The sequence below is a fragment of the Maritimibacter sp. HL-12 genome, assembly GCF_900177545.1.
Lineage (GTDB): Bacteria > Pseudomonadota > Alphaproteobacteria > Rhodobacterales > Rhodobacteraceae > Sinisalibacter.
Genome location: NZ_FXBQ01000001.1, coordinates 2,127,889 through 2,152,821, shown reverse-complemented (window position 1 = coordinate 2,152,821; position 24,933 = coordinate 2,127,889). Strand labels below are relative to the sequence as shown.

The following is a 24,933-nucleotide window of genomic DNA, read 5'->3' as shown; positions in this document are numbered from 1 at the left end:
GCGCCCGGTTCAGAGCCCTTTCAGCCGTTCCAGCATCGGCCCCAGATGCCGCTCGTATCTCCGCCACGCCTCAGAACTCCCGGTATAGATCGGCTGGCGCACCTGCTCGGCCGAAGCGGTTCGCACCACCCGCCGGGTCTCGTGGAACGCGAGACAGGCCGGATCCCAGTTCAGTCCCGCCGCCGCGACGAGTGCGCGGCTTTCGGCTTCCGGGTTCTCGGTGAGCCGTTCGTAGGGCACGGTGGAAATCCGGTCGGGATAGTGCCGCTGCCAATGCCCGACAAGATCGAGATGAAGGCGATACATCTCGGCGGTGTCGACCATATCGGCGCCAAAATCATTGGCCCGGCCGGAGAGATCATGGGTCAGGTTGGAAAAACAGGTCGCCCGCGCGTCGCGCTGCATGACGAGCACCCGCGCCTCCGGGAGAGCCGCAAGGGCGAAGCCCAGCCAGCGGAAATTCATCGGCGTCTTGTCGGTGATCACCGGTCGGGTGCTGTCCAGAGCGGCGAGGGCATCGAGATATGTCCGGCGAAGGCGCCCGAGCATCGCGGCACTCGGCGCCGCGCCGATCCGACCGGCCCCCCAGCCCGCTTCCGCCATCGCCCGGCCCAGCACCGGCAATTCGCCGCCACCGAGAACCGACGGATGGCTCGCCAGGATCTGTTCGACGAGCGACGTGCCCGACCGCGGCATGCCGACGATGAAAACGGGCCGCACCGGCGCAGGCTCGATACCTTCGAGCGGCGCGATGGGCGCACCGAACATGCCCTGGATCGCCTCGAACATCCGTGCCTGTGCGGTTATGTCGTAGGGTCGCGCCGCCCGTTTCGCCCGGCCCGCGCGCATCAGGTGTTCAAAAGCCAACTCGATATCCCCGGCCTTGTCGTCGGCCTCGAACAGGACGAGTTCGAGCGCGCAGCGCAAGTCCGGCGTGGTCGCCGGATCGGCAAGCCGCGCCGCGATGCGCTCACGCGCCGGGTGGCCGGGCGGCAGGGGCGACATCCGCCAACGCGCAACCAGAGCGGTGGGATCATCGGGGGCGAGCTCGAGCGCCGCGTCATAGGCGGCGATCGCACCGGTCGTGTCACCAAGCGCACGACGGCAGGATCCGAGCAGGCCATGCGCCTCCGCCGAACGCGGCTCGGCCCGGATCGCCGCTTCCGCCGCCTTCAAGGCGGCCTCGACCCGACCGGCGCCGCGCAAGGCCCGCACGCAGGTGGTCTGGAGCGGCGCATCTTCGGGATTGCGCACCCCGGCCGGCTCCAGCACGTCCACCGCCGCCTCGAATCTGCCAAGCTCGATCAAGACGGTGCCGAGGTTTCGGGCAATGGAAGTGTCGTCCGGCCAACGTCGTGCCGCGGCTTCGAGCACCGCCACCGCCTCGTCGAAGCGCCCGAGAGTTGCCAATAGCCCACCCAGCCCACCATGGGCGGCGACCATGTCGGGGTGTGCCGCGATCGCGGCCCGAAACGCGCCCTCAGCCGCCACGGGCGCACCCGTATTGGCATGAGCCACGGCGAGCAGGTGATGGGCTTTCGCCGCCTCCTCACCCCCCGCCACCACGGCGAGCACGGCTTCACAGATCGGCACGGCGGCAGAAAATCGCCCAAGGGCGACCAGCAGATTGGCCCGGTTGATGTAAGCCCCGGCGAAACCGGGATCGGCGGTAGTGGCGCGCGCGAAGGCTGCAAGCGCGGGTTCGACCTGGCCGGATTGCATCTGCGCGAGTCCCAGCATGTTTTCGACCCGCGCGTGCCCCGGGTATTGCTCGGCCAGCCGCTCCGCCAACTCGAGCGCTCGCGCGACGGCCCCGCTCATCAACAAGTCTTGCAGGTTGGCCAGCGCCTCCGGGGGTGGCGAAAGGCGTCTCCCGGCTTCGCTTGCCCTGTCACCCGGCTCAGACATGCTGCCCGCCGTTCACCTCGATCTCCGTGCCCGAGATGTAGGACGAGGCGTCCGAGCAGAGGAAATAGATCACGTCGGCCACCTCTTCCGGCTGGCCAAGGCGGCGCAGCGGCAGTTGATCCACGATCTTTTCGGTGCCCGGGCTCAGGATGGCGGTTTTCACCTCACCCGGCGCGATGGCGTTGACGCGCACGCCGAGCGGGCCGAAATCATGCGCCATTTCCCGGGTGAGGGCGGCCAGCGCCGCTTTCGAAGTGGCATAGGCCGCGCCGGCGAAGGGGTGGACCCGGCTGCCCGCGATCGAGGTGACATTGACGACCGAGCCCTTCGCTGCGGCCAATTCGTCCATCAGCCCGCGGGCGAGCACCACCGAGGCAAAGAAATTGACGTGAAAGACGTGGCCCCAATCGCGCAGATCGGTGTTGAGGGTCGAGAGCCGCTCGCCGTTGGGGCCTTTCGGTGAAATCCCGGCATTGTTCACCAGCGCATCGAGATAGCCGCCGGCCTTTTCCTGGATCAGGCCGACCGCGTTGATCGTGTCGGCTGGGTCGGAAAGGTCGATCTCGACGTGGTTTTCCGCGCCGCCGCCCCAAGGGCATTGCTCGGGAAAGGGATGGCGCGAACAGGTGATCACGCGCCAGCCTTCGCGGTTGAACTTGCGCACGGTGGCATGGCCGATGCCGCGGCTCGCACCTGTCAGCAGCAGGGTTTTCTGTCTGTCGCTCATTGCCTGGCCCCTTTTTCGCCCAACCTAGCGCAAGCCCGGGAGGAGGCAATGCCCCTTGGCAGCCGGGCACGGCGAAGGTAGACGAATGGCGCAGCCCGCCCGAGGACACCCGATGAGAAAGCAGACCATGAACCGAGACTGGATTGCCACCGCCCGCACCCTGAACGAGGCCCTGCCCTACCTGCAGCGCTACGAGGGCGCGACGGTCGTCATCAAGTTCGGCGGCAATGCGATGGGCGACGACGAGGCGATGAACTCCTTCGCCCGCGATATCGTGCTGATGCGCCAGGTCGGGGTGAACCCGGTCGTGGTGCACGGCGGTGGCCCGATGATCAACGACATGCTGAAGCGGCTCGACGTGACAAGCCATTTCGTGCACGGCAAGCGCGTCACCGACGCGGCCACGATGGAAGTGGTCGAAATGGTGCTCGCCGGCCGGGTCAACAAGCGCATCGTGCAGGCGATCAGCGATGCCGGCGGGCGCGCCGTGGGCCTCACAGGCAAGGACGCCCGGCTCATGGTCTGCGACCAGACCGATCCCGATCTCGGCTTCGTCGGCACCCCCGCCGAGATGGACACGACGGTGCTCACCAAGCTGTTCGAGGCCGAGATCATCCCGGTGATCGCGCCCATCGGCATGGGCCGCGCCGGCGAAACCTTCAACGTCAACGGCGACACCGCCGCGGGCGCGGTGGCCGCCGCGCTGCGGGCCGACCGGCTTCTGCTGCTCACCGACGTGGAAGGCGTGAAGGACAGCGAAGGCAAGGTCATCACCGAGCTCAAGGCCCACGATATCCGCGATCTCACCGACGCGGGCGTAATCGCGGGCGGGATGATTCCGAAGACCGAAACCGCGCTGATGGCACTCGATGGCGGCGCGCGGGCGGTGGTCATCCTCGATGGCCGCACCCCCAACGCCTGCCTGCTGGAGCTGTTCACCGAGCACGGCGCGGGCTCGCTGATCCGCAAGGATTGATGGCCGCGCCCGACACCTCCCGCTACGCCGAGGAGGCGGCGGCGCAGCATCTCGAATTGATCGGGGCCGCGCCGGAGGGCGGGGCGAGCGTGCTGCTCCTTGCCCCGCGCGAACCCGGTTTCTGGCCCGCCTTTGTCGCTGCCCCGGAATATGCCGACGGCGCACCCGACCCCCTCGACCGTTGGTCGAAACGGGTGATCGGCGCGCTGGCACGCGATTGGGGTGGTGAGGCGGTGTTTCCCTCTGACGGGCCGCCCTTTGCACCGTTCATCGCCTGGGCCTTGGCCACGGGTCGGGTCTGGCCTTCCCCGGTCGGGCTTCTCGTGCATGACCAGCTCGGGCTCTGGCTGTCGTTTCGCGGCGCGGTGCGCCTGCCGGGCGCGGTCGCTCTGCCGCAGGGCGAGAATCCGTGCGAAAGCTGCGCAGGCCAACCCTGTCGCACCGCCTGCCCGGTCGGCGCGCTCCTGCCCGAAAGCTACGACGTGGCGGCCTGCCGGGGCTTTCTCGACACCGAGGCGGGCGAAGATTGCCACGCCCGGGGCTGTGCGGCCCGGCGTGCTTGCCCTGTCGGGCAGGCATACGGTAGGAACGAGGAGCAATCCCGTTTCCACATGAAAGCATTTCACCCGCGATGACCTTGCGTCTGATCCTCACCCGGCATGCCAAGTCGTCATGGTCCGATCCGATCATCGACGACCATGATCGTCCGCTCAACAACCGGGGCCGGGCCGCGGCCAGGGCGATTGGCGGCTGGCTCGCGGCGCGTGGCCATGTGCCGGACGCGGCGCTGGTGTCCTCCGCGGCGCGCACCCGCGAAACCTGGGAACATGTTGCCGAGGCCTTCGACGCGGCACCCAGCCCGTCGATCCGCCCCGACCTCTACCAGGCCGAACCCGCGGCGATGCTCGCAACCTTGCGCGAAGCCACCGGCAAGTTGGTGATGTTGGTGGCGCATAATCCCGGCACTGCATATTTCGCGCAAGGCATCGTCGAGACGCCACCGCCCGATGCCCGCTTTGCGCGCTATCCTACCGGTGCCACCACGGTGATCGATTTCGATGCCGACGACTGGGGCCGGGTCGATTGGCGTTCCGGCCGGATCGTCGATCTGGTTTTTCCCCGCGACCTGACCTGAAACGCAAAAAAGGGCGCACCCGTTCGCGCGCCCTTTTGGGTGGTCCTGTCCCGGTTCAGAGGATCTGGCTGAGGAACAGCTTGGTGCGTTCCGACTGCGGGTTGTTGAAGAACGCGCTGGGCGCATTCTGCTCGACGATCTGGCCTGCGTCCATGAAGATCACCCGGTTGGCGACCTTCTCGGCAAAGCCCATCTCGTGAGTCACCACCAGCATGGTCATGCCTTCCTCGGCCAGCTCGATCATCGTGTCGAGCACCTCCTTGATCATCTCCGGATCGAGCGCCGATGTCGGCTCGTCGAACAGCATGATCCGCGGCTTCATGCAGAGCGAGCGCGCGATGGCGACGCGCTGCTGTTGCCCGCCCGAAAGCTGGCCGGGAAACTTCAGGGCCTGCTCGGGGATCTTGACCTTTTCGAGGTAGTGCATCGCGATTTCCTCGGCCTCCTTGCGCGGAGTCTTGCGCACCCAGATCGGAGCGAGCGTGAGGTTTTCCAGCACGGTAAGATGCGGGAACAGGTTGAAATGCTGAAACACCATGCCGACTTCCGAGCGCACCTTGTCGACATTCTTGAGATCCGACGAAAGCTCGGTGCCGTCCACGACGATGCTGCCGGCCTGGTGCTCCTCCAGCCGGTTGATGCAACGGATGAGCGTCGATTTTCCCGAGCCGGAAGGGCCGCAGATCACGATCCGCTCCCCTTCGTAGACCGTGAGATCAATGTCGCGCAGCACGTGGAACGCGCCGAACCACTTGTTCATGTTGCGGATCTCGATCGCCACCTTGTCGGAGACCTGCATGTGCGAAGTATCAACGTCGCGTTCGATTTCGATGCTGGACATCTGGGGTTCTCCCTTAACGATGATCCGTGCGCAGACGGCGCTCGAGATACATGGAATAGCGTGACATTGAGAAGGTGAGGATGAAGAACAGGAAGGCAATGAAGCCGTAAAGCTCCCAGACCACCCCGTTCCAGGCCGTGTCGGCGCGGATCGAGTTCGACAGCCCGATCGGGTCGAGCAGGCCGATGATCGACACCAGCGTGGTATCCTTGAACAACCCGATGAAGGTCGACACGATGCCGGGGATCGAGATTTTGAGCGCCTGCGGCATGATGATCAGCCGCTGCGCCTTCCAGTAATCGAGCCCCAGCGCATCCGCGGCCTCGTACTGCCCTTTCGGCAGCGCCGCGAGCCCGCCCCGCACGACCTCGGCGATATAGGCCGCCGAGAACAGCGTGGCCATGATGATGACCCGCAGGATGATGTCGAAATTGGTGCCCGGCGGCATGAAGACGTTGAGCAGGAACGAGGCCACGAACAGCAGCGTGATCAACGGCACGCCGCGGATGAACTCGATGAACCCCACCGACATCCACTTCACCAGCATCAGGTCGGATTGGCGGCCAAGCGCCAGCACGATCCCGAGCGGCAGAGAGACCGAGATCGCAACCACGCCGATGGTGACCGAGAGCAGGAGGCCGCCAAAATTGCGGCTTTGCACCGGTTCGAGCCCGACAGGGAGAACCCCGTTTAACCCCGAGGCAACCGGACCGGTGAGCACCAGCCACCAGACGAAGGTTGTAACCACGCCGAGGATCAGCCCGGCAAGATCCCCGAACTTCGGGGAGACCAGTCGAAAGGCCCCCCAGCCAACACCAAAGCCGAAGGCGGCGGCAAGCGGGGTCCAGATGGTTCCGCCCCAAAGCAGCCACGGCATGATGAAAACGAATGCCGCTGAAAACAACAGCGGATTGGGCAGACGTTTCGCGCCCGCCTTGATCTGATCGGCACGGTCGGCACCCTTGGTCGTCACGATCTGCCAGCCGACATAGGCCATCGTCACGGCGAGAACGATCTGCACCAGTACGGCGATGACGCCAGACCCCACGAAGGAAACCGCCGCGAACAGCACCAGCGCAAGGAGGAACCAGTTCCACCGCCGCGAGATCATGTTGAACAGGATCGGGATCAACGCCACGAACATCAGCACGAAGGCAAGGATCGGCCGCCAGCGCAATTCCTCGGGGTAGAAACCGAACAGGATCTGCGGCCAGCGTTCGTTGATCACCCCCCAGCAGGCACCGCCTTCCTTGCCGGCGGCCCCGATCATCTCTCGGCAATTGCCGAGCGAACTGCCGTTCCACGTCGGCGACCAGAACCACGGTATGAAATGGCTGAGCACCCAGTAGATGAACGCGAGAGAGGCGATCGTGAGCACGGAGTTGGAAATCCCGTCAAACAGGTTGGCGCGGATCCAGCCGATCACCCCGCTCGTCGAGATCGGCGGATCGCGCTCGGGAAGCATCTCGGTGCGGACATAGGACAGATCGGTCATATCAGCGCTCCTGCAGCTTCACGGAATTGTTGTAGATGTTCATCGCCCCCGAGATCACCAGCGAGATGGTGAGGTAGATGAGCATGGTCATCAGCACCGTCTCAAGTTCCCGGCCGGTCTGGTTGAGGGTGATCCCCATCAGCGTGCCGGTGATGTCCATGTAGCCCACCGCGATGGCCAGCGAGGAGTTCTTGGTGAGGTTGAGGTATTGCGAGATCAGCGGCGGCACGATCACGCGCAACGCCTGCGGCAGCACCACGAGGCTCATGATCCGGCGCGACCGCAGCCCGAGCGCGGCGGCGGCCTCGGTCTGGCCCTTCGAGATCGCGAGAATGCCCGCGCGCACGATCTCCGCGATGAAGGCGGCGGTGTAGAGCGACAGCGCGAGCCAGAGCGCAATCAGCGAATTGCGCATGTAGGTGCCGCCCTGGAAGTTGAAGCCGCGGAGTTCGGGATGGCCCCAGTGCAGGCCGAGATAGGCAAGCAGCGCCGCCGTCGGCAGCACGATCACGCCGAGCCGCCAATGCCAGGTTTTTGGCCGAACCCCTGTCGCCGCCTGGATCCGGTTGGCGCGCTTGGCAAAAAGCCCTGCCAGAAGCACGCCCGCAAGCAGGGTCGCGACGATGGCAACCAGATCGAGACTGATCCCGAAACGCAAGGAGGCATCCCCAAGCACGTCGAGATCGCCGAGGCTGCGGGAAAACAAGGGTTCGGGAACATAGAAGCCCCGGTTGGTGAGCGCCACGCTGTCGCCGAGCAGCATGCTCGCCTCGGGCGTGTCGCCGCGAAACTTGTTCGGCGCCGGCAGGGATTCAATCAGGATCGCCATGGTGAAAACGATCCAGAGAAGCACCGGCACGTTGCGGAAGATCTCGACATAGAAGGTCATCAGCCGCGCGACGATCCAGTTGTTGGAAAGCCTCAGAACACCCACGATCACTCCGACAACCGTTGCCGCGATGCAGCCCATGATCGCCACGATCAGGGTGTTGAGCAGGCCCAGGAAGGCCGCGCGCAGGTTGGTGTCCTGGCTGGTGTATTCGAGCAGCCGCTGGTTGATATCATAGCCCGAGGGCTGGGTCAGAAACCGGAAACTCGGCTCTTTTCCAAGGTCGGCAAGGTTCTGGGCGGTGTTGTTCAGCAGCCAGCCGATCAGGGTCAGAAACGCGATGAGCGTGACGATCTGGATGGTGATCGACCGATACCGGCTGTCGTTCAGCAACATCGACAGACGAAACGACTCCTTTTGGGGGTCAGTCAGTGCCGTCATGTGATTTCCCCGTCGTCCCGGCTTCGCACGATGCGCGGTTGCGTCCCTGCGGCCAGGTGTTTGATTTTGTATTTTTTTTGACTTGATCGGAAAAGGGCGCGGCCTGAACCGCGCCCTTCGCCTTGTGCCTTAACGGAACGGCGGCGCGTAGAGGATGCCACCGTCGCGGTATTGGGCGTTCAGACCACGGGCAAGCCCGATCGGGGTGTCTTCACCGATGTGGCGGGCGAAGATCTCGCCGTAGTTGCCGCCAACCTTGATCGCGTGCACGGCCCAGTCCGACTCGAGGCCGAACATTTCGCCGAGATTGCCCTCGGTGCCGAGCAGGCGGTTGATCTCGGGGTTGTCGGTGCCGCCCAGCATCTCGTCGATGTTGGCCGAGGTCACGCCGTATTCCTCGGCGGCGATCAGCGCATTGAGGGTCCAGCGCACGATGTCGCCCCACTCGTTGTCGCCGTGGCGCACGAGCGGCCCGAGCGGCTCTTTCGAGATGATCTCTGGAAGGATCGCGTGATCCGTCGGGACTTCGAAGGTGGCGCGTGTCGCGGCAAGGCCGGAAGCGTCGGTGGTGTAGACGTCGCAGGCGCCGGCGAGATACTGCTGCTGGGCCTCGGCGTTGGTTTCGATCGGCACGGGCTCGTAGCTCATGCCGTTCACACGGAAGTAGTCGGCGAGGTTGAGCTCGGTGGTGGTGCCGGTCTGGATGCAGACAGTCGCGCCATCGAGTTCCTTGGCCGAGCTCACGCCCAGTTCCTTGGGCACCATGAAGCCCTGACCGTCGTAGTAGTTCACGCCGACGAACTCGAACTTCAGATCGACGTCACGCGAGAAGGTCCAGGTGGTGTTTCGGGCGAGCATGTCCACTTCGCCCGACGCGAGCGCGGTGAAGCGCGTCTTGCCGGTGGTCGGCACGAATTCTACAGCCGAGGGATCGCCCAGCGTGGCGGCGGCAACGGCGCGGCACACGGCCACATCGAAGCCAGCCCATTCGCCGCTGGAATCCGGCGCAGCGAAGCCCGGCACGCCGGTTGCCACGCCACAGTTCAGCGTGCCACGCGCCTTGACGTCATCCAGCGTCGCGGCCGAGGCCGCGCCAGCGGCAAAGCCGGCTGCGGTCAGGGCGCCAAGAATAACGGTTCTTTTCATGATTACCTCTTCCTGAATTTTCGCCCTGTCAGGGGCGTCTCGTTGACCGGCTTTGCGCCGGGGCCGATACGAAGCGGGAATTCCCCCCTCCACCGGATCAGTTTGGGCGGATTCCGTCCGATCGGTCAAGACTTTGGTCCAGATAGGCATTTCCCTAAACCAAGGCGATCTCACGGGAATTCGCCGCAGCGGGTCTGTGCGCGCTCAATCGTCGCGCTCAAGAAGCGAAAAAAACCGCGCCGCATCGAGAAATGCCTGTTTTTTCAGCGCTGTGTGCGCAGCCGCTTCCTCGTCCTCGCCCCATTGCGCCTGCTGCCACGATTCGTCGATTCGAGAGATCTGCCAGATCGTTTCGGGGCTTTCGACGCGATGAACCGTTGCAAACCCGAGGATCAGCGAGCCGCTGAGCGCAACCAGATCGTGAAAACCCGCGAGCGCGAAGGGATCGAAGGCGCGGGTTTGCGCGGCCAGTTGCGCGAGTGCATCGGGGTCTTGCGGCATCGGAACGATGCCGGATGTCGGCCGCAACCGGGCCTCCAGACGGTCGGCCGCCCAGTCCAGCAGCGGGTCCCAGGCCGCAGCCTGCCGGGCCACGAGGTCCACCGGTTGTTCGGCGCGGTAGCAGAGCAGATCGGTTTCGCCATAGGCCGCGAGCAGGGCCGCAACCTCGTCATGCTGCTTGGCCACCTTGTCGATTGCCGAATTGGCGCTGCGGGTGAGCGGCATGGTCTGCGGCTTGATCAGGTCGTCCTGCGCGTCCCATTCCCGCGCCACGGCTTCGGCCAGGGCACGCGTCGGCATCACCAGCGCGGCCTTGGCGGGCGTGCGCACCGGACGACCGTCAAGCGCCACGGTGTATCCACCCTCCGCCGGCACAACTTCGGACTTCTCCCAAAACCGTTTCGGCTGCCACGCGCCACTCATGCCGAGACCTTCCAGATCTGGTCGAGCGCGTCGGGAAGCTGCGCGAAGCTCTGCAGAACCATCGCCGCCCCGGCCGCCTGCAGCGCCTCGGGCGGATGATAGCCCCAGGCCACGCCAATCGGCAGAACGCCTGCAGCGCGCGCCATCTCGATATCGAAGGTGGTATCGCCCACCATCACCGCCCGCCCGGGGACGACACCGGTTTCTGCCAGCGCCGCTTCCAGCATGGCCGGGTGCGGCTTCGACGGGTGGTGGTCGGCGGTCTGCCGGGTGACGAAGAAGCGGTCGAGATCATGGCCGGCGAAGGCGTGGTCAAGTCCGCGTCGGGCCTTGCCGGTGGCCACGCCGAGCAGCACTTCAGGGCGCGCATGCAGCGCCTCGATCGCCGCGCGCGCACCGGGGTAGAGCGGCGCGGTGGCCTCGCCGCCGGTCTCCGCCCGCAGCCCGATGAAGGCGGCACGGTAGCGGTCCACTGCATCCGCGACCTCGTGCGCGTCAAGATCCGGCGCAAGCCGGGCCACCGCGTCGGCGAGCGAAAGCCCGACCACCGAAAGCACCTCGGCGCGGTCCGGCATCGGGCGACCGGCGCCCGCGAAGGCCCGGTGCATCGCCGTGACGATGGAATCCTGGCTGTCGATCAGCGTGCCATCGACATCGAAGACCACGAGGCTCAGGTCCACCCGCCATCCTCCGCGAAAGGATCGTCCGGCACCTCGACCTCGTCGAAGCCGAGGCTTGCCCAGGACCGCGCCATGTGTTCGGGCAACGGGGCGGTGAAGGTGAGCGGCTTTCGCGTCACCGGGTGGGTGAGGCTGAGCGTGCGGGCATGCAGATGCAGCTTTCGCGAAATGTCGCCGCCCAGCATCGCGCCCCAGCCGTCGCCGAGGTTTTCCTGCCCCGAACCGCCGTATTTTCCATCGCCGACGATCGGGTGCCCCATCTCGGCCATGTGCGCGCGCAACTGGTGGGTGCGGCCGGTGACAGGCTCCAGCGCCACCCAGGCCGCGCGGCTGCCGAGGTTCTGCACCACGGCATAATCGGTTACCGCGCGCTTGGCACCGGGCGTCGAGTCGATCTCGGACGGGTGAACGCAGAGCATCTTCTCGCCCTCGCCCTGCCCGCCGTGGCCGGGCGCCTTCACCAGCCCCCATTTCACCGTGCCCCGGCGCGGGCTGGGCACGCCCGCCACCACCGCCCAGTAGATCTTGCGCGCATCGCGGGCGCGGAAGGCATCGGTGAGCGCCTTCGCCACCGCGCGGGTGCGCGCCATGATCAGAACGCCCGAGGTGTCCTTGTCGAGCCGGTGCACGAGCCGCGGCTTTTCCTCCAGCCCGAAGCGCAGCGCCTCGGCCAGCCCGTCGACATGGCGGGTCTGTTTCGAGCCGCCCTGGCTCGGCAGCCCCGGCGGCTTGTTGAGCGCGATGATGTGATCGTCGCGGTAAAGCACGGCGGCCTGGATCATCTTCGTGTCGGCATCGGAAACGCGCGGGGCCTGCGGCTTCGGTGCAGGCGCGGCCTCGTCCGGCAAGGGCGGAATACGAACCTCCTGCCCTTCCTCGATCCGGGTGGCCGGTTTCACCCGCCCGCCATCGACCCGGACTTCACCTTTGCGGCACATCTTCTCGATCCGCCCCTGCGACACATGCGGGAAGCGCCGGCGAAACCAGCGGTCGAGCCTCTGGTCGCCTTCGCCCGCGGCCACGGTGAGCACCTGCACCCCGCTCATGGCAGCAGCACCGCGCGGGTGGCGAGAATGCCAAGGCCGATCGCGCCGAGCGACAGCGCCACCGAAAGCCCGACGTAGAGCCCGGCCAACCCGGTCTCGCCACGTTCAAACAGGGTGAGCGTGTCGAGCGAGAACGCCGAGAAGGTGGTAAAACCGCCGAGCACCCCGGTCATCAGGAAGGGGGCATAGGCCTGCCCGCCCTTGCGCGCCAGCACCACCACGAGCACCCCCATCAGGAACGAGCCCACCACGTTCACAAGGATCGTGGCATAGGGAAAGCCAAAGCCAACCGTGCGGGCGACCGCGACGTTGGTGAGATAGCGCGCCGAGGCACCGAGGGCACCGCCGAGCGCCACGAAGAGAAGGGTCAGGTTCATGGGCGCTTCCTTGACGCTCCGGGGCGGCTTGTCAAGTTTGCCGCTTGGCGCGCAGCTTGGCGAACCACTCGACACGCTTCTTGAGGTCGCGCTCGAAGCCGCGTTCGGGCGGCAGGTAATAGACGCCGCGCTTCATGCCGTCAGGGAAGTAGTTCTGCCCCGAAAAGGCATCCGGCGCATCGTGGTCATAGGCATAGCCCGCGCCGTATCCCTGCTCGTCCATCAGCTTGGTCGGCGCATTCAGGATATGCTTGGGTGGCGGTTCCGATCCGGTCTTCTTCGCTGCCGCCGCTGCCTGTTTCTGCGCGACGTAGGCCGCGTTCGATTTCGGCGCGAGCGCGAGGTAAATCACCGCCTGCGCCAGCGCCAGCTCCCCTTCAGGGCTGCCGAGCCGCTCGTAGGTTTCCCAGGCATGGAGGCAGACCGCGTTGGCCTGCGGATCGGCCAGCCCGATATCCTCCACCGCCATCCTTGTGAGCCTGCGGGCAAGGAAACGCGGATCTTCGCCGCCGAGCAGCATCCGGTTGAACCAGTAGAGGGCGGCGTCGGGGTCCGAGCCGCGCACCGATTTGTGCAAGGCCGAGATCAGGTTGTAGTGCTCGTCGCCCGACTTGTCGTAGCGCGCGGCCCGGCGCATCAGGCGGGTGGCGAGCGCGTCGCGGTCGAGCTTGCCGCCGACCTTCCACGCCATCACCTGTTCGATCAGGTTCAGAAGCGCCCGGCCGTCGCCATCCGCCATCTCGATCAGCGCCTCGCGCGCCGGGCCGTCGAGCGGCAGGGCGCGGCCGAGGTCTTTCTCCGCGCGCTGCGCCAGCCGTTCCAGATCGGCCGGGCCGAGGCGCTTGAGCACCAGCACCTGCGCCCGGCTCAGCAGCGCCGCATTCAGCTCGAACGACGGGTTCTCGGTCGTCGCCCCCACCAGCAGGATCGTGCCGTCCTCCATGTGCGGCAGGAAACCGTCCTGCTGGGCCTTGTTGAAACGGTGAACCTCATCGACGAACAGGAGCGTACCCTGCCCGTTGGCGCGGCGGTGCTTGGCCGCTTCGAACACCTTGCGCAGCTCCTGAACCCCGGTGAAAATCGCGCTGATCTGAACGAAATGCAGATCGGTCTCGCGCGCGAGCAGCCGCGCGATGGTGGTCTTGCCCACGCCCGGCGGCCCCCAGAGCACCAGCGAGCCGAGCGAGCCCGAAGCCAGCATCACCCCGAGCGGCCCCTCCGGCCCGAGCACCTCGTCCTGCCCGATCACCTCCGAAAGCGCGCGCGGGCGCAACCGGTCGGCCAGCGGGCGCGGGGCACTTTCGGGCGCGGGGCCTGGAACGGTGTCGAACAGATCGGCCATGATCTCAATCTAGGCAGACCGAGGCGTGGCCGCCAGCGCTATCCGGTTGGCGCGGTTCCGGGTGGCCGCTCAGAGCAGTTCCGCCAGCACCAGCGCCATCACGCCTGCGCTGTCGATCATGTCGTCGATCCCGATCCACTCGTCGGGCTGGTGGGCAAGATCGAGCACGCCCGGCCCGTAGGCGATGCAGTTGTGCAAGCGGCCGATCCGGTCGATGTGCTTCTGGTCATAGGTGCCGGGGCTCACCACGTAGTCGGGACGCCCGCCCAGCACCTTTTCGATCGCCGCCGCCGTCGAGCGCACCACCGGGGCCTCCCTGTCGGTCATCGTCGGGATCACCTCGTGCAATTCGCGGATCTCGTAGGCAAAACCCGGCCGTGCCGCCTTCACCCGCTCCATCAGCGCCCGCACCTCGTCCTTCACCTCGGCGATGTCTTCCTCGATCAGGAAGCGCCGGTCGATCACGATGCGGCACCGGTCGGCGACGCAAGGCGCGGGGAAACCGGTGAAGCCGGGTTCCGGCTCCGCCTCGCCGCCGTGGATCGAGTTGATGTTGAGCGTCGATTGCTTCGCGCCGTCCGGCACCACCGGCATCTCGGTGCTCTTGCCCGCGAGCAGGGGGAACAACGCGCGCTCCATCTCTTCAAGCACCGCACCCATGTGACGGATCGCGCTGTCGCCGAGGAAGGGCATGGAGCCATGCGCGATGCGCCCCTTGGTTTCGATCTCGGCCCACCACACGCCGCGATGGCCGAGGCAGATGCGATCCTTGCCCAGCGGCTCGGGGATGATGACATGCTGCACCCGCTCGGGGCTGAAATAGCCCCGTTCCGCGAGATAGGCGACGCCGCCGTAGCCACCCGATTCCTCGTCGGCCGTGGCGCTCACTTCGATCGTGCCGGCAAAATCCGGCCGCGCGGCAACGAAGGCCTCCGCGGCAATGATCGCGCTGGCCAGCCCGCCCTTCATGTCGCAGGTGCCGCGGCCATAGATCCGCCCGTCTTCCACTTCGGCGGCGAAGGGGTCGCGGGTCCAGCCCTCGCCAACTTCCACCACGTCGTGATGCCCGTTGAAATGCACGCATTCGCCCGGGGATGCGCCGGCGATCCGTGCCACGAGGTTCCAGCGCGGCCAGCGGTCGCTGTCGCCCGGCGCGCCCTCGGCGCGGATCAGCTCGACCTCCCAGCCGTGCGTCTCCAGCCGCGCGGCGAGCCAGTCCACGAGTTCGCGGTAATGCCGCCCCGGCGGGTTCAACGTCGGGATGCGGACAAGGCCCTGGGTCAGCGCCACGAGGGCATCGCGCCGGGCGGCGACTTCGGCCAGCAGTGTCTCGTTCAGGTCATTCATGGCCCTACGTTAGGCGGGTTCGGGGCGGGGCACAATCTCAGTAGACCAGCGCCATCACCCCTTGCGATACGACGATGAACAACACCGTCATGATCCCGCCCGCGCGCAGGAAGTCGGCAACACGATAGCCCGCGGGTGCCATCAGAAGCGCGTTGACCTGGTGGGTCGGGATCAGGAAGGAATTCGAGGTCGAGACCGCAACCGTGAGCGCGAAGAGCGCCGGATCGCCCTCGGCCTCGCGCGCGATCGAAACCGCCAGCGGCACCAGCAGCACGGTTGCCCCGACGTTCGACATCACCAGCGTGAACCCGGTGGCAAGCACCGCGACCCCGACCTGCAGCGCCCAGATCGGCCAGCCTTCGAGCAGGAGCAGCACCTGGTGCGCGATCCAGTCGGCGGTGCCGGTGTGTTGCACCGCCATGCCGAGGGGGATCAGCGAGGCGAGCAGGAAGACGGTGTTCCAGCTCACCGCGCGATAGGCCTCGTCCATCGAAAGCACGCGGGTGACGATCATCCCCGCCGCGCCCACCAGCAGCGCCAGCGAGAGCCGCAGATCGGTGAACAGGATCAGCGAAAGGGCGATGGCAAAAAACAGAAGCGCCCAACCCATCTTGCGCGGGCGCAGTTCCTCTTCCGGGAAGTCGGAGGTGATCACCACGAAATCGCGGTTCTGCTTCATCAGCGACAGCATGTCCCACGGCGTGTGCACCACCAGCGTATCACCGGCCTGCAAGGGCTGGGTGCCGAGCACGACGGCGGGGTGATCGGGGGTTTCCACGTGGCTCATGGTTTCTTCGCCGCGGTGGATCGCGAGCAGGCTCATTCCGTAGGATTGCCGGAACCGAAGCTCGGTCGGGGTTTTGCCGATCACCGACGATCCCGGCTTCACCACGATCTCCGCCACCCCGGCGCGGGTGGGCGAGAAACTGTCGGTGAACTCATCGAGCTCGGGCAGAACCTCGATGCCGTAGATGTCGCAGATTTCCGTGATCACCTTGCGACGACCAAGGATCGCAAGGCGGCAGGGCGCGAGGATGGTGGTGGAGACGCGCGGGTTCACCACCTTTTGCCCGGCGTAGGAGGTGCCGATGATGTAGAGGTGATGGGCATTCATGATGTCGTCGAGCTTGTGACCGACGAGGATGTTGCCCTCGGGCACGTAAACCTCCACGAGATCGGCCTTCAGCCCGTAGGTGCCCTTGAGGTATTCGGCCGTTGACTGGCCGGTGGTGGCATCGTCGCCCTTGGATCGGGCCGGCAGCAGCCAATTGCCGAAAACCACGAAGTAGAGGATGCCCGAAACGATCAGCGCGATCCCGATCGGCGCCGGCGCAAACAGGCTGAACATGCCGATCTGCTCATCGGCGGGCAGATCGGCGTTGGCCCCGGCAATGAGATCGTTGAGCAGGATCATCGGCGAGGAGCCGACCATCGTCATCGTGCCGCCAAGGATCGCGGTGAAGCCCATCGGCATCAGCAGGCGCGAAAGCGGCAGCCCGGTGCGTGCCGAGATCCGGCTGACCACCGGCAGGAACAGTGCCGCCGCGCCGACGTTCTGCATGAAGGACGAAATCACGCCCACGGTGGACGATACGATCGGGATGATCCGTTTCTCGCTGGTGCCGCCGAAATGCAGGATCCAGGCCGCCACCTTGTTCATGATCCCGGTCCGGTCGAGCCCGGCGCCGATGATCATCACCGCGATGATCGAGATCACGGCGTTCGATCCGAAGCCCGCGAACAACTGGCTGATGTCGGCGAGGTTGCCCAAGCCCGGCAGGTAGCTCAGAATGCCGATCAGCACCATGACGAGCACGGCCGCGAGATCGACCCGCACAACTTCGCTCACAAAAAGGAATATGGTGAAGCTGAGAACGCCCAGCACCACCATCATCTCGACTGTCAGGGTAACAGGCTCCACCCTCCCTCCCCCTCGCGTTCGGCGCAATGCCTGTTTTTCAGACGTTCATGGTTCGTAACACCACCCCGCCCGGTATGGCAAAGATAAACATCACGACAATCGAATATATGAACTGCAAAATGTCCACCCGAACCCCGGATTGCGCCTCCCCACGCCGTTGAAATCGCGCTAGTCTGAGCCCAACTTGATGTTACGATCATTTACTTTGAGGAAAATCCCATGGCCGCGACCCTCGACACCCAGATTCGGGAAAGCCAGGCCCAGGTGGCCGAAGCGCAAAGCAAGATCTCAGAACTGACCACCCGGATCGAAACCGCCCGGACGAAGCTGAAAACCGGCGACGATATCGCCATCGACATCGAGAACGCCACGCTCGATGACGTGCACACGCATACCGATATCATGAACGCCAACATCGCCGAACTGATCATGGGGCTCGACGATATCACTGCCGCGTTCTCGAAGGATTTCGACGAGATGCGCACGAAAACGGGCTGGGAAAGCCTCGTGGGCATCTTCTCCAAACACAAGTCGGAAAGCCTGCGGCAGGAGCGGATGCGCACCGCCTCGATCGACGACAAGCTGCAGGATCTGATCGCGAAATCCGACGTGATCGTGAAGCTCCTGCAGGGCCAGCTCGACATGCTGAACGAGCAGAAGGCGCGGGTCGAGACCAACCTGTCCGAAACCCTCGACGAGCGTGAAATGACCGTCGGCGAACTCGAGCAACTGCGCGCCGAGATTGCGGGGATGGACCCCGAGATCATCAAGCTGGAAAACAAGATCGCGGTCGAGCAGGATGCCGCCGCCCGCACCAAGCTGGAAACCGAACTCGCCGAGATGAACGCCCGCTACAACGCGCTGGTGCAGGAAGAGCAGGTCAAGCTCGCCCGCAGCCAGACGCTGGAGCGCTACATCGAAAAGGGCAAGACCTGGGTCGATTCGCTGCAGAACCAGGCCGCCACCCAGATGGTGTTGATCAACAAGCTGCAAACCGACACCAAGCAGCGCGTGGTGCTCTACGACGCGCTGTCGAAGTCGCTGAAAACCGCCCAGCAGCAGGACGTCGCCCACCGGATCAACGAGATCGGGGTGGAAACCGACAAGGAAGCCCAGGCCGCGATGGCGTCGATCGGCACCGCGACGAACCAGAAGATGGCCGACATGATGGAAGCGCACGAGGAACACATGGTCTTTGCCCGCGATGTGCTGGAAGCCAAGGCCAGGGCCGACGAACGCTTCGCGCGGCGCTTTGCCGAGATCGTCGAGAAACACGACAAGAACCTCTACGGGGCATGAAAACACTCGCCACGATCGCGATTCTCCTTGCCCTCTTCGCCCTCGCGGCGATGAGCCTCTTGCCGCGCGACCTTGTCGGCGCACGCTCGGGCCTCTCCAGCCCCGCCGGTTGGATCACCGCCGCGGCGCTGGCGGTGGTGGCTGTCGCAGGCGGCTGGCTGTGGTGGCGCGAAAGACAGGCGCGGAAATGACCCGGCCCGGCCCACTCCCTTCCGATCATATCGCGCTGGAAGACACCCGCGTCACCCGGCGCTACTTCGCCAAGTTTCGCGCGATCACCGGGCATCTGGCGCGGGTGGCGGCACAGTTCGAGGCCGAAGGCGCGCTCGACCGGCGCGAGGTCGAGGTGCTGGCGCGCTACATCGTGGCGTTGGGCTTCACCTTCCGGGCGCTGGCCAACAAGTATCACATGGCCGGGCGGATCGAGGGGCCGCTACCCGGGCAACTCACCTTCGACCGCGAGGATTCCGGCTTTCCGGTTCATTCCGAACTGATGCAGATGGCCACCGACGCGGCACAGGCCCATCGCCACATCCGCAACATGCCAGGGCCTGACGAGCTGAAGGCGCAGATGGTGCGCGAGATCGTCGGCAACCTCACGGTCCCCACCAAGCTGCAATACGCGATGAGCCAGCGGCTCTACTACGAGGAGCTTGCGCGCGGCGATCTGTTCTGGCCGCAGATGGATGCCGATGCGGTCTGGCTCGGCAACCTCGAGGAAGGCCGCGCGCTCCGGCGGCGCTACCTCGTGCACTGGGCGGTCTACGACGCCGGCCTCAATATCCCCACGATCTACCTGATGGACGTGGACGATACCGGCCGAACCGCGCTCCCGAAAGACGAGCGCCGCTGGCCCGAGGTGCAGGCGCACCTGATGGCGCAATCGGTGGCGGGGCTGAAGCTGGTCACCATCGCCAGTGGATTCGACCGCGATTTCGACGACCTGCACCCCAAGCGGCTGAGGCGCATTCACGTCGGCCCGATGTATTCGCACGCCTTCACCCGCCAGACCGGGCCGCTGCGCGAGGTGCTCGAAGAGGCGAAAAGCCCGCCCGGCGAAGACTGGGCGCTGGCCTGGACGGTGGAAGACCTTGAGAGCGAGCGGGTGGAGACGGAAAAATCCGGCTGGTTCGGCAACGTCGAGCGCGAGATCTTCGCGCTCGATCCCTTCGCCGTAGCGGGCGCTGACGGCGGCGTCACGCGGATGAGCCGCGCGATCATCCTGCCGCAGCGCCCGTTCCAGGTTCTGGCCGAAAAAAACCCGGCCGGGTTTCGCGAGGTGCGCAAGTTCGTGGTGAGCCCGGGCGGGCGGGTGTTGAGTTACATGTGAGGGCCCGGGCGCGCCCGGGGCCCCAGCAAAAGGAGCAGGCCATGTCATTGCCGGCAGACCGGATGGAGCTTCGCGAGGAAGAAATCCGCGCGCATTACGCGGCGGCGGCGGCGATGCTCGAAGGCATCGACCATACCCCGAGGATCGCCAAGGCCAAGGTCGCGGCCGAGGCAGTGGAGCGTTCTCCCGGGGTGAGCACCGGGCGGCGGTTTCGCTCGACCACGCCGGGGCTGGTGACGCGCTCGACGGCCCGGCCCGAGGGGGTGCACCTGATCGCCCGGATCGAGGCGAGCGACGGCGACGATCCGATCGTCTCGCCACTTCAGGCCACGGTTCTGCACACGCTGCGCCGGGCGCTGGCGATCTCGCTCGCGGTGGCCGAGGCCTACGGCGGGCAGACCGGACTCACCGCGATGAAGAAGCAGAACCTCGAAGCCGCGCTCGGGGCCGACCGGGCCGAAGCCTTCGCGGAACTGCTCGCGGCGGAGGCGCTGGTGGCGCTTTCGGTCTTCGCCAATGCCACCTCCTTCCTGCTCGCGCCGCATGCGGGGGAGGTGAGCGTGGAGGTGGGCCGCGTCGAGGAGGTGTTGACCGACAACGCCATGCTGGCGCTGCACGGGGCCCTGTGGGAGCTTGACCAGAACATCGCGCTGATGGCCGATGACGAGGCACGGCTGGTGGCCACGGTGATGGCCTTTGCCGAGCAGTTGATGGAGCAGGTCGCCCTGCGCGCCCAGACCGCGCCGCGGCTTTCCCCGTTCACCGGGGTGAACTACCACGTTGCCGCCGACGATCTCGCCATCTCGGGCTTCACCCCGAGCCGAAAGGCGCGCGGCACCCGGCTCACCATGAGTTTCAAGAAACCGCACGAGGTGGTGGGCAACCACATCGCCAAGTACCAGGCGATGAAGCTGGCCAAGATGCTGATGGCCTATGATTTCGACCGCAAGCTCAACCCCTTTGCCGAGCTTGGCGGTTTCATCTTCACCTTCATGGGCGACGGCAAGCCGGGCACCGGCAAGACCACGCTGATCCGGATGATGGCCGGGTTGATCAACGGCTATTGCGAGGTCGCGGGCTACCCGTTCCGCTACCAGAACCTTTCGACCGAGAGCATCGACAGCTACCAGGGCAAATCGGCCCAGAACGCCAAGGCCTTCATCAACACCGTGCTCGACCCGAACGTGATCGGCTTCGGCACGATCGACGATATCGACCAGCTTGCCGGCAAGCGCGGCGACCGGCAATCATCGGCGGGGCAACTGGAGATCACCGCGGTTCTGATGGAGAGCTTTTCCGGCGCCAATACCGTGGTGCGCGGCAACTGCACCTTCGGGATGTTCTCGAACTACCCCGAGAACGTCGATGATGCGCTGCGCCAGCGGGCAGGCGCGCGCTTTCTCGTCGATGGGCCGCAGACGCGGGAGGATTACATCGACATCCTGCACCTGCTGATGGGCAAGAACCACGCGATCCCGCTCGGCGACCACGAGCTTTACGCCGCGCAGGAGATCAAGCGGGCGGTAGCCGCGAGCTTCGCGCGCCACGCCCGCCCGCGGGAGGAGGGTCTGGAACGGGTGTTCGAGCGGGTCGCGAAGGATATCGGCAAGCTCAACACCATCGCCAAGCTCGGCACTTATCTCAAGGCCATCCAGGAGGCGGACGAGAGGTTCACCGGCCGCGCGATCAAGAACATCACCGACGCGATCAAGGTGCGGGCGATGGATTTCGAACTGCCGGATGAGTGGATGGAAGAGCCCGAGGTGTTCCTGTTCCAGCCTTATGACGTGAAAAAAGCGATGATCGAGGAATTGCGCCAGCCGATCACGGTGGACATGGTGATCCAGGAGATCAACCGCTACGCCGACAGCGAGTTCCGCTATGCCGATACCTCCGACGAAGCGGCGATCGAGCGGATGGCGCGCGACTTCCGGCTCACCGCGGAAGCCAAGCGGCGCTACCTCGCAGGCAAGGTTGGCTGATGGAGAGCTTCGGCCTTCTCAATACCGGCTTGCCACTGGCCGCGTTGACGGCACTCGCCCTCGTGCTGCCGCTGGTGACGGTGCCGCGCGCGACGCGCTCGCAAAGGCGGCTCGCGCTCGGGATCGGGCTTGCCGCGGCGCTGACGCTCGTGGCGGGGGCGGGGCTGTTCGCGCTGCTTTACGGGGCTGGCGATGGCACCCCCCGGCTCGCCGCGGTGCTGCGCGGCTCGGGGCTGGCCGCATTGGTCTGGGCACCGCTGCTCGTGCTTTCGTGGTTCGTGCGCGCGCAGGCGGTGGAGCGACGGCGTGGCGAAGATATCGCGCGCAGGGTGGACGGTGACGGCCCGCGTGGCGAGAATGAAAGATAGGGAAACGGGCATGGACTGGACCATTCTGATCGCAACAACGCTTGTCGCCGCCGCCGTGGTGGCGCTCGTCGCAAGCGCAGTCGCGCGCCGGATCGCCGCCGCGGGGGGCGCGTTGAACGCCATCGTCCTGCTCATCGCCATCGTGATCTCGCTGGCGGTGCTGCAGGGCGCGGCCAAGCTCGCGGTGCTGGTGGAATGGCTGTTCATCCGACAGGGGATCGCGGTGGAAACGGCACTCGGCGGTCAGTTCTTCGTCATGGTCTACGCCGCGAGCTTCGTGCCGATCGTGGCCTATGTGGTGACGTTTCTGGTAGTGTATCGCCGGGGAAAGGGGGCGCAGGGATGACGAACGACATGGCGCGCACCACAAGCCGGGCAGGGCCCGACCGCGGGTGGGCGAGAAGCGCCCGCCCGTGGGGGGGGCGGTCGGGCGCTGCCCGGCGTGCCGCCGGGCGGGGCTCTGCACAGGCGGAGCACAAACAATGAAGCGCCTCATCTCCCGTGGCCTGATGTTCGGCAACCTGATCCGGGTCGACAGCCCGGCGCTGGTCGAGCGCTATAACCGCGCGCTGGAGCGGCTGTCGGGCAAGCGCACGGCGCTGCCAGAGTTTCACGTCGATATCTCGGGCTATTCCTACGAGATCGGCGAGGAGTTGGGCGATCATTTCTATCTCAATCCGGGCGGGGTGAACCGGCAGTTCATCATCCTCGACACAAGGCAGAAAACCGCGCCGCTGCTCAATGCGCAGTTTTCGACCTCGCGCGAGATCCTGCGCCAGTTCATCGAGGAGAACGAGGCCAAGCTTTTCGCCCTCACCGCGCATGATGCGGTGGCGGGTGAGCTTGATAATTCGGTGTTCGAGGTCTCCTCCCCCGCGCGGCTCTTCGACATCCGCAAGATCACCGTGGTGGCCGACACCACCCAGGCGCATGTCGCCAATGCCCGCAAGCTGGCCGAGAAGATCGAGCGGTTCCAGGGCGAGGAAGATGCCTGGTTCGACGACGTGCTGATCGCCGAGATGATCGAGCTTGCGAAGAAAACCGGCGACGTGACCCGCAACCCGATCGATCTCGGCCGCCCGACCTATGAGCAGGGCAATTTCTGGACGGCGCTGTTCGGCGGGATCTACGTGTTTCGCGATGAAGGCCGCCCCGCCGCGATCTCGGTGAAGCCGCGTGGCGAACTGGGGGAATTGCCGGTGGAGACCTACGACCTCACCATGCGCAACGCCATCGCCACCTTTCTGGAGGTGAACGAACTCGTGGAGCCGGTGATCAAGGCGCGCGGCGTCGACGGTGCGGCGATCCTGCGCCAGAAGATGGATTTCATCCTCGTCGATGCCGCCACCTCGGAAGGCTTGAAGATCGACGGCTTCGATCCGCGCAGCCTGCACCGGCTGGCGCAGCGCATGGCGGGGCACCTGCCGGAGGAGTTTCGCAAGCTGGGCGAACTCGTGCGCTGGGCGCTCAACGGCGGCAAGTGGCCGCGCATCGCCTCGGACAACCCGGCCTATTTCTACACCCTGCGCGCCCGCGCCGATCACCCCGACCGCGACCTGATCAACCAGCTTCTCTCCGAGCTTGCGCCGCTCGATATCCGGCAGTTGTTCATCACCCACAAACCGGCCTTCTACGCCGCGTATCGCGACTGGCCGGACGCCAAGAAAGACTTCGTGGTGGAATTCCTCGCCCGCGATTATGCGGCCAACAAGGCCGGGGCGCGCGAGGCGCTGTTCGGAGGGCCGCCGCCGTCGCCGTGGCGCACTGGCCCCCGCCCCCCGAAAGATGATATCGTCGATCTCGTAGGCCCCTGGGGCGCGGTAAGGAGGTAGCCATGGCATTCGCACGACTGCTCGTTTTCGGCTTTCTCCTGCTTTCGGTGATCTATCTCGCCGTGTCGCTCTATGCCCGGTCGCTCCGGCGCGAGAACCTCGAAAACGAATGGGCCGAGCGCAATCCGGGCGACACCAGCAGCCCCCAGCGTGCCGCCTTCATCGAGAAGGGCATGGAACAATACAACGCCTCGATCCGCCCCAAGCTGATCGCGCTCATCTACGTCGTCCCGCTGGTCGCGATGTTCGCGATCATGATCATCGTCAACGTCACCTGAGGCTCCCATGCGCACTGCCCGTAACATCGTTTTCGCCATCGTCGCGCTGATCCTCGGCGCCTTCCTGCACTACACGTTGCCGCAGCATGACGTGGTGCGGGTGGTCAACACCTACCAGGAACGCCAGGACCTCAACGACTGGACACGGATCTTCTGGGCCAGCCCTGACGATCAGGCCACCTCGCTTTCCAACCGCGACGTGCAGTTCATCCAGACCGTGCGCAAGAAATCCTGGCTTTTCGGTTTCATCCAGCGCGAGTCCGACGAGGTCATGGTCTATCGCAACGAAGATACCGGCTGGTCATGGCCGCCCTACTTCAAGTTCGATACCGCCAGCCTGCAGACCGAGGCCGACGATCTGCGCTCGACGCCGGAGAACCCGAAATGGGCGGTGATGACGCATTATGGCTGGCGGATGGAGTTGCTTTCAACCTTCCCCAACGCGGTGGCGATCCGGCCGGTGGAAAGCCCGGACGCGACGATCATCCCCTGGTTCAACATCTTCTTCTTCATCACGATGATCGTGCTGGTGCTTGTCGTCCGGGCGATGTGGCTGCAATTTCGGGAACGCACGATTGATCCCGCGCTGGAAGACACCCGTGACGCCTGGGAGAAGGTCGATACCTATGCCGATGACAAGCGCGGCCGGATCAAGCGCTGGCTCGATAGCTGGCGCGGCAAGTAGGACCGGGCCGCACCGGTTTCGGCG

Annotated in this window: 25 protein-coding genes; 12 read left to right on the top strand and 13 right to left on the bottom strand. The window is 65.6% G+C overall.

The genetic code is table 11. The annotated features are described in order from the left end of the window. Positions 1–9 precede the first annotated feature (9 nt). Together B9Y97_RS10820 and B9Y97_RS10815 are read right to left on the bottom strand one after the other, a co-directional pair. Positions 10–1,908 (bottom strand): tetratricopeptide repeat-containing sulfotransferase family protein, encoded by a 1,899-nt coding sequence (locus B9Y97_RS10820; protein ID WP_085526750.1) that lies wholly within the window; start codon positions 1,906–1,908, stop codon positions 10–12. After that, on the bottom strand, positions 1,901–2,635 hold the full coding sequence (locus B9Y97_RS10815) for an SDR family NAD(P)-dependent oxidoreductase (protein WP_085526749.1): 735 nt from the start codon (positions 2,633–2,635) through the stop codon (positions 1,901–1,903). Before B9Y97_RS10815 ends, B9Y97_RS10820 begins: the two co-directional genes overlap by 8 nt. 112 nt (positions 2,636–2,747) lie before the next feature. On the opposite strand from B9Y97_RS10815, the gene argB reads away from it, so the two are divergent. The 3 genes from argB to B9Y97_RS10800 are packed head-to-tail and all read left to right on the top strand — an operon-like array spanning position 2,748 to position 4,746. Further along, positions 2,748–3,611 (top strand): acetylglutamate kinase, encoded by an 864-nt coding sequence (gene argB / locus B9Y97_RS10810; RefSeq protein ID WP_085526748.1) that lies wholly within the window; start codon positions 2,748–2,750, stop codon positions 3,609–3,611. Continuing rightward, entirely contained in the window at positions 3,611–4,246 is a 636-nt protein-coding gene (locus tag B9Y97_RS10805; protein WP_085526747.1) for a ferredoxin, read from the top strand. The genes argB and B9Y97_RS10805 overlap by 1 nt, the downstream gene beginning before the upstream one ends. Further along, complete coding sequence (locus tag B9Y97_RS10800; RefSeq protein ID WP_085526746.1) at positions 4,243–4,746, top strand: SixA phosphatase family protein; 504 nt, start codon at positions 4,243–4,245, stop codon at positions 4,744–4,746. The genes B9Y97_RS10805 and B9Y97_RS10800 overlap by 4 nt, the downstream gene beginning before the upstream one ends. A gap of 55 nt (positions 4,747–4,801) precedes the next feature. Here B9Y97_RS10800 and B9Y97_RS10795 read toward each other — a convergent pair whose 3' ends face one another. The 11 genes from B9Y97_RS10795 to B9Y97_RS10745 all read right to left on the bottom strand — a co-directional run bounded on the left by B9Y97_RS10795 (position 4,802) and on the right by B9Y97_RS10745 (position 17,135). Beyond that, entirely contained in the window at positions 4,802–5,587 is a 786-nt protein-coding gene (locus B9Y97_RS10795) for an amino acid ABC transporter ATP-binding protein (protein WP_085526745.1), read from the bottom strand. 13 nt (positions 5,588–5,600) lie between these two features. Further along, positions 5,601–7,082, bottom strand: a complete 1,482-nt coding sequence (locus B9Y97_RS10790) for an amino acid ABC transporter permease (protein ID WP_085526744.1) — start codon at positions 7,080–7,082, stop codon at positions 5,601–5,603. Position 7,083: 1 nt separating this feature from the next. Then, a complete protein-coding gene (locus B9Y97_RS10785) occupies positions 7,084–8,352 on the bottom strand; it encodes an amino acid ABC transporter permease (RefSeq protein WP_085526743.1) in 1,269 nt (422 codons plus the stop codon). Between the two features lie 129 nt (positions 8,353–8,481). Continuing rightward, a complete protein-coding gene (locus B9Y97_RS10780; RefSeq protein ID WP_085526742.1) occupies positions 8,482–9,498 on the bottom strand; it encodes an amino acid ABC transporter substrate-binding protein in 1,017 nt (338 codons plus the stop codon). A 204-nt stretch (positions 9,499–9,702) separates the two neighbouring features. Beyond that, entirely contained in the window at positions 9,703–10,422 is a 720-nt protein-coding gene (locus B9Y97_RS10775) for an ATP12 family chaperone protein (protein ID WP_085526741.1), read from the bottom strand. After that, positions 10,419–11,102, bottom strand: coding sequence for an HAD-IA family hydrolase (locus B9Y97_RS10770; protein WP_085526740.1), 684 nt, complete (start codon positions 11,100–11,102; stop codon positions 10,419–10,421). The genes B9Y97_RS10775 and B9Y97_RS10770 overlap by 4 nt, the downstream gene beginning before the upstream one ends. Then, a complete protein-coding gene (locus B9Y97_RS10765) occupies positions 11,093–12,148 on the bottom strand; it encodes an RluA family pseudouridine synthase (protein WP_085526739.1) in 1,056 nt (351 codons plus the stop codon). Before B9Y97_RS10765 ends, B9Y97_RS10770 begins: the two co-directional genes overlap by 10 nt. Further along, the gene (crcB, locus tag B9Y97_RS10760; protein ID WP_085526738.1) at positions 12,145–12,525 is read right to left on the bottom strand and encodes a fluoride efflux transporter CrcB; all 381 of its coding nucleotides are present in this window, start codon (positions 12,523–12,525) and stop codon (positions 12,145–12,147) included. The genes B9Y97_RS10765 and crcB overlap by 4 nt, the downstream gene beginning before the upstream one ends. A 31-nt stretch (positions 12,526–12,556) precedes the next feature. Continuing rightward, on the bottom strand, positions 12,557–13,867 hold the full coding sequence (locus tag B9Y97_RS10755) for a replication-associated recombination protein A (protein ID WP_085526737.1): 1,311 nt from the start codon (positions 13,865–13,867) through the stop codon (positions 12,557–12,559). 69 nt (positions 13,868–13,936) lie between these two features. Then, complete coding sequence (locus tag B9Y97_RS10750) at positions 13,937–15,214, bottom strand: acetylornithine deacetylase/succinyl-diaminopimelate desuccinylase family protein (protein ID WP_085526736.1); 1,278 nt, start codon at positions 15,212–15,214, stop codon at positions 13,937–13,939. 37 nt (positions 15,215–15,251) lie between these two features. After that, the gene (locus tag B9Y97_RS10745; protein ID WP_085526735.1) at positions 15,252–17,135 is read right to left on the bottom strand and encodes an SLC13 family permease; all 1,884 of its coding nucleotides are present in this window, start codon (positions 17,133–17,135) and stop codon (positions 15,252–15,254) included. Positions 17,136–17,354: 219 nt separating this feature from the next. Here B9Y97_RS10745 and B9Y97_RS10740 point away from each other — a divergent pair, with 219 nt between their 5' ends. The 9 genes from B9Y97_RS10740 (at position 17,355) to B9Y97_RS10700 (ending at position 24,909) form a co-directional block, all read left to right on the top strand. After that, positions 17,355–18,434, top strand: a complete 1,080-nt coding sequence (locus B9Y97_RS10740) for a GumC domain-containing protein (protein ID WP_085526734.1) — start codon at positions 17,355–17,357, stop codon at positions 18,432–18,434. After that, positions 18,431–18,625 carry a hypothetical protein gene (locus B9Y97_RS10735; RefSeq protein ID WP_085526733.1) on the top strand — a complete coding sequence of 65 codons (195 nt, stop codon included), beginning with the start codon at positions 18,431–18,433 and terminating at the stop codon, positions 18,623–18,625. Before B9Y97_RS10740 ends, B9Y97_RS10735 begins: the two co-directional genes overlap by 4 nt. Further along, the gene (locus tag B9Y97_RS10730; protein WP_085526732.1) at positions 18,622–19,764 is read left to right on the top strand and encodes a hypothetical protein; all 1,143 of its coding nucleotides are present in this window, start codon (positions 18,622–18,624) and stop codon (positions 19,762–19,764) included. Before B9Y97_RS10735 ends, B9Y97_RS10730 begins: the two co-directional genes overlap by 4 nt. A gap of 41 nt (positions 19,765–19,805) precedes the next feature. Next, positions 19,806–21,746, top strand: coding sequence for an AAA family ATPase (locus B9Y97_RS10725; protein WP_085526731.1), 1,941 nt, complete (start codon positions 19,806–19,808; stop codon positions 21,744–21,746). After that, entirely contained in the window at positions 21,746–22,114 is a 369-nt protein-coding gene (locus tag B9Y97_RS10720; protein WP_085526730.1) for a hypothetical protein, read from the top strand. Before B9Y97_RS10725 ends, B9Y97_RS10720 begins: the two co-directional genes overlap by 1 nt. A 10-nt stretch (positions 22,115–22,124) precedes the next feature. After that, a complete protein-coding gene (locus tag B9Y97_RS10715; protein WP_085526729.1) occupies positions 22,125–22,460 on the top strand; it encodes a hypothetical protein in 336 nt (111 codons plus the stop codon). A gap of 136 nt (positions 22,461–22,596) precedes the next feature. Then, the gene (locus B9Y97_RS10710) at positions 22,597–23,946 is read left to right on the top strand and encodes a DUF6638 family protein (protein ID WP_085526728.1); all 1,350 of its coding nucleotides are present in this window, start codon (positions 22,597–22,599) and stop codon (positions 23,944–23,946) included. A gap of 2 nt (positions 23,947–23,948) precedes the next feature. Further along, a complete protein-coding gene (locus B9Y97_RS10705; protein WP_085526727.1) occupies positions 23,949–24,224 on the top strand; it encodes a hypothetical protein in 276 nt (91 codons plus the stop codon). A gap of 7 nt (positions 24,225–24,231) precedes the next feature. Further along, the gene (locus tag B9Y97_RS10700; RefSeq protein WP_085526726.1) at positions 24,232–24,909 is read left to right on the top strand and encodes a DUF1523 family protein; all 678 of its coding nucleotides are present in this window, start codon (positions 24,232–24,234) and stop codon (positions 24,907–24,909) included. Positions 24,910–24,933: the final 24 nt, after the last annotated feature.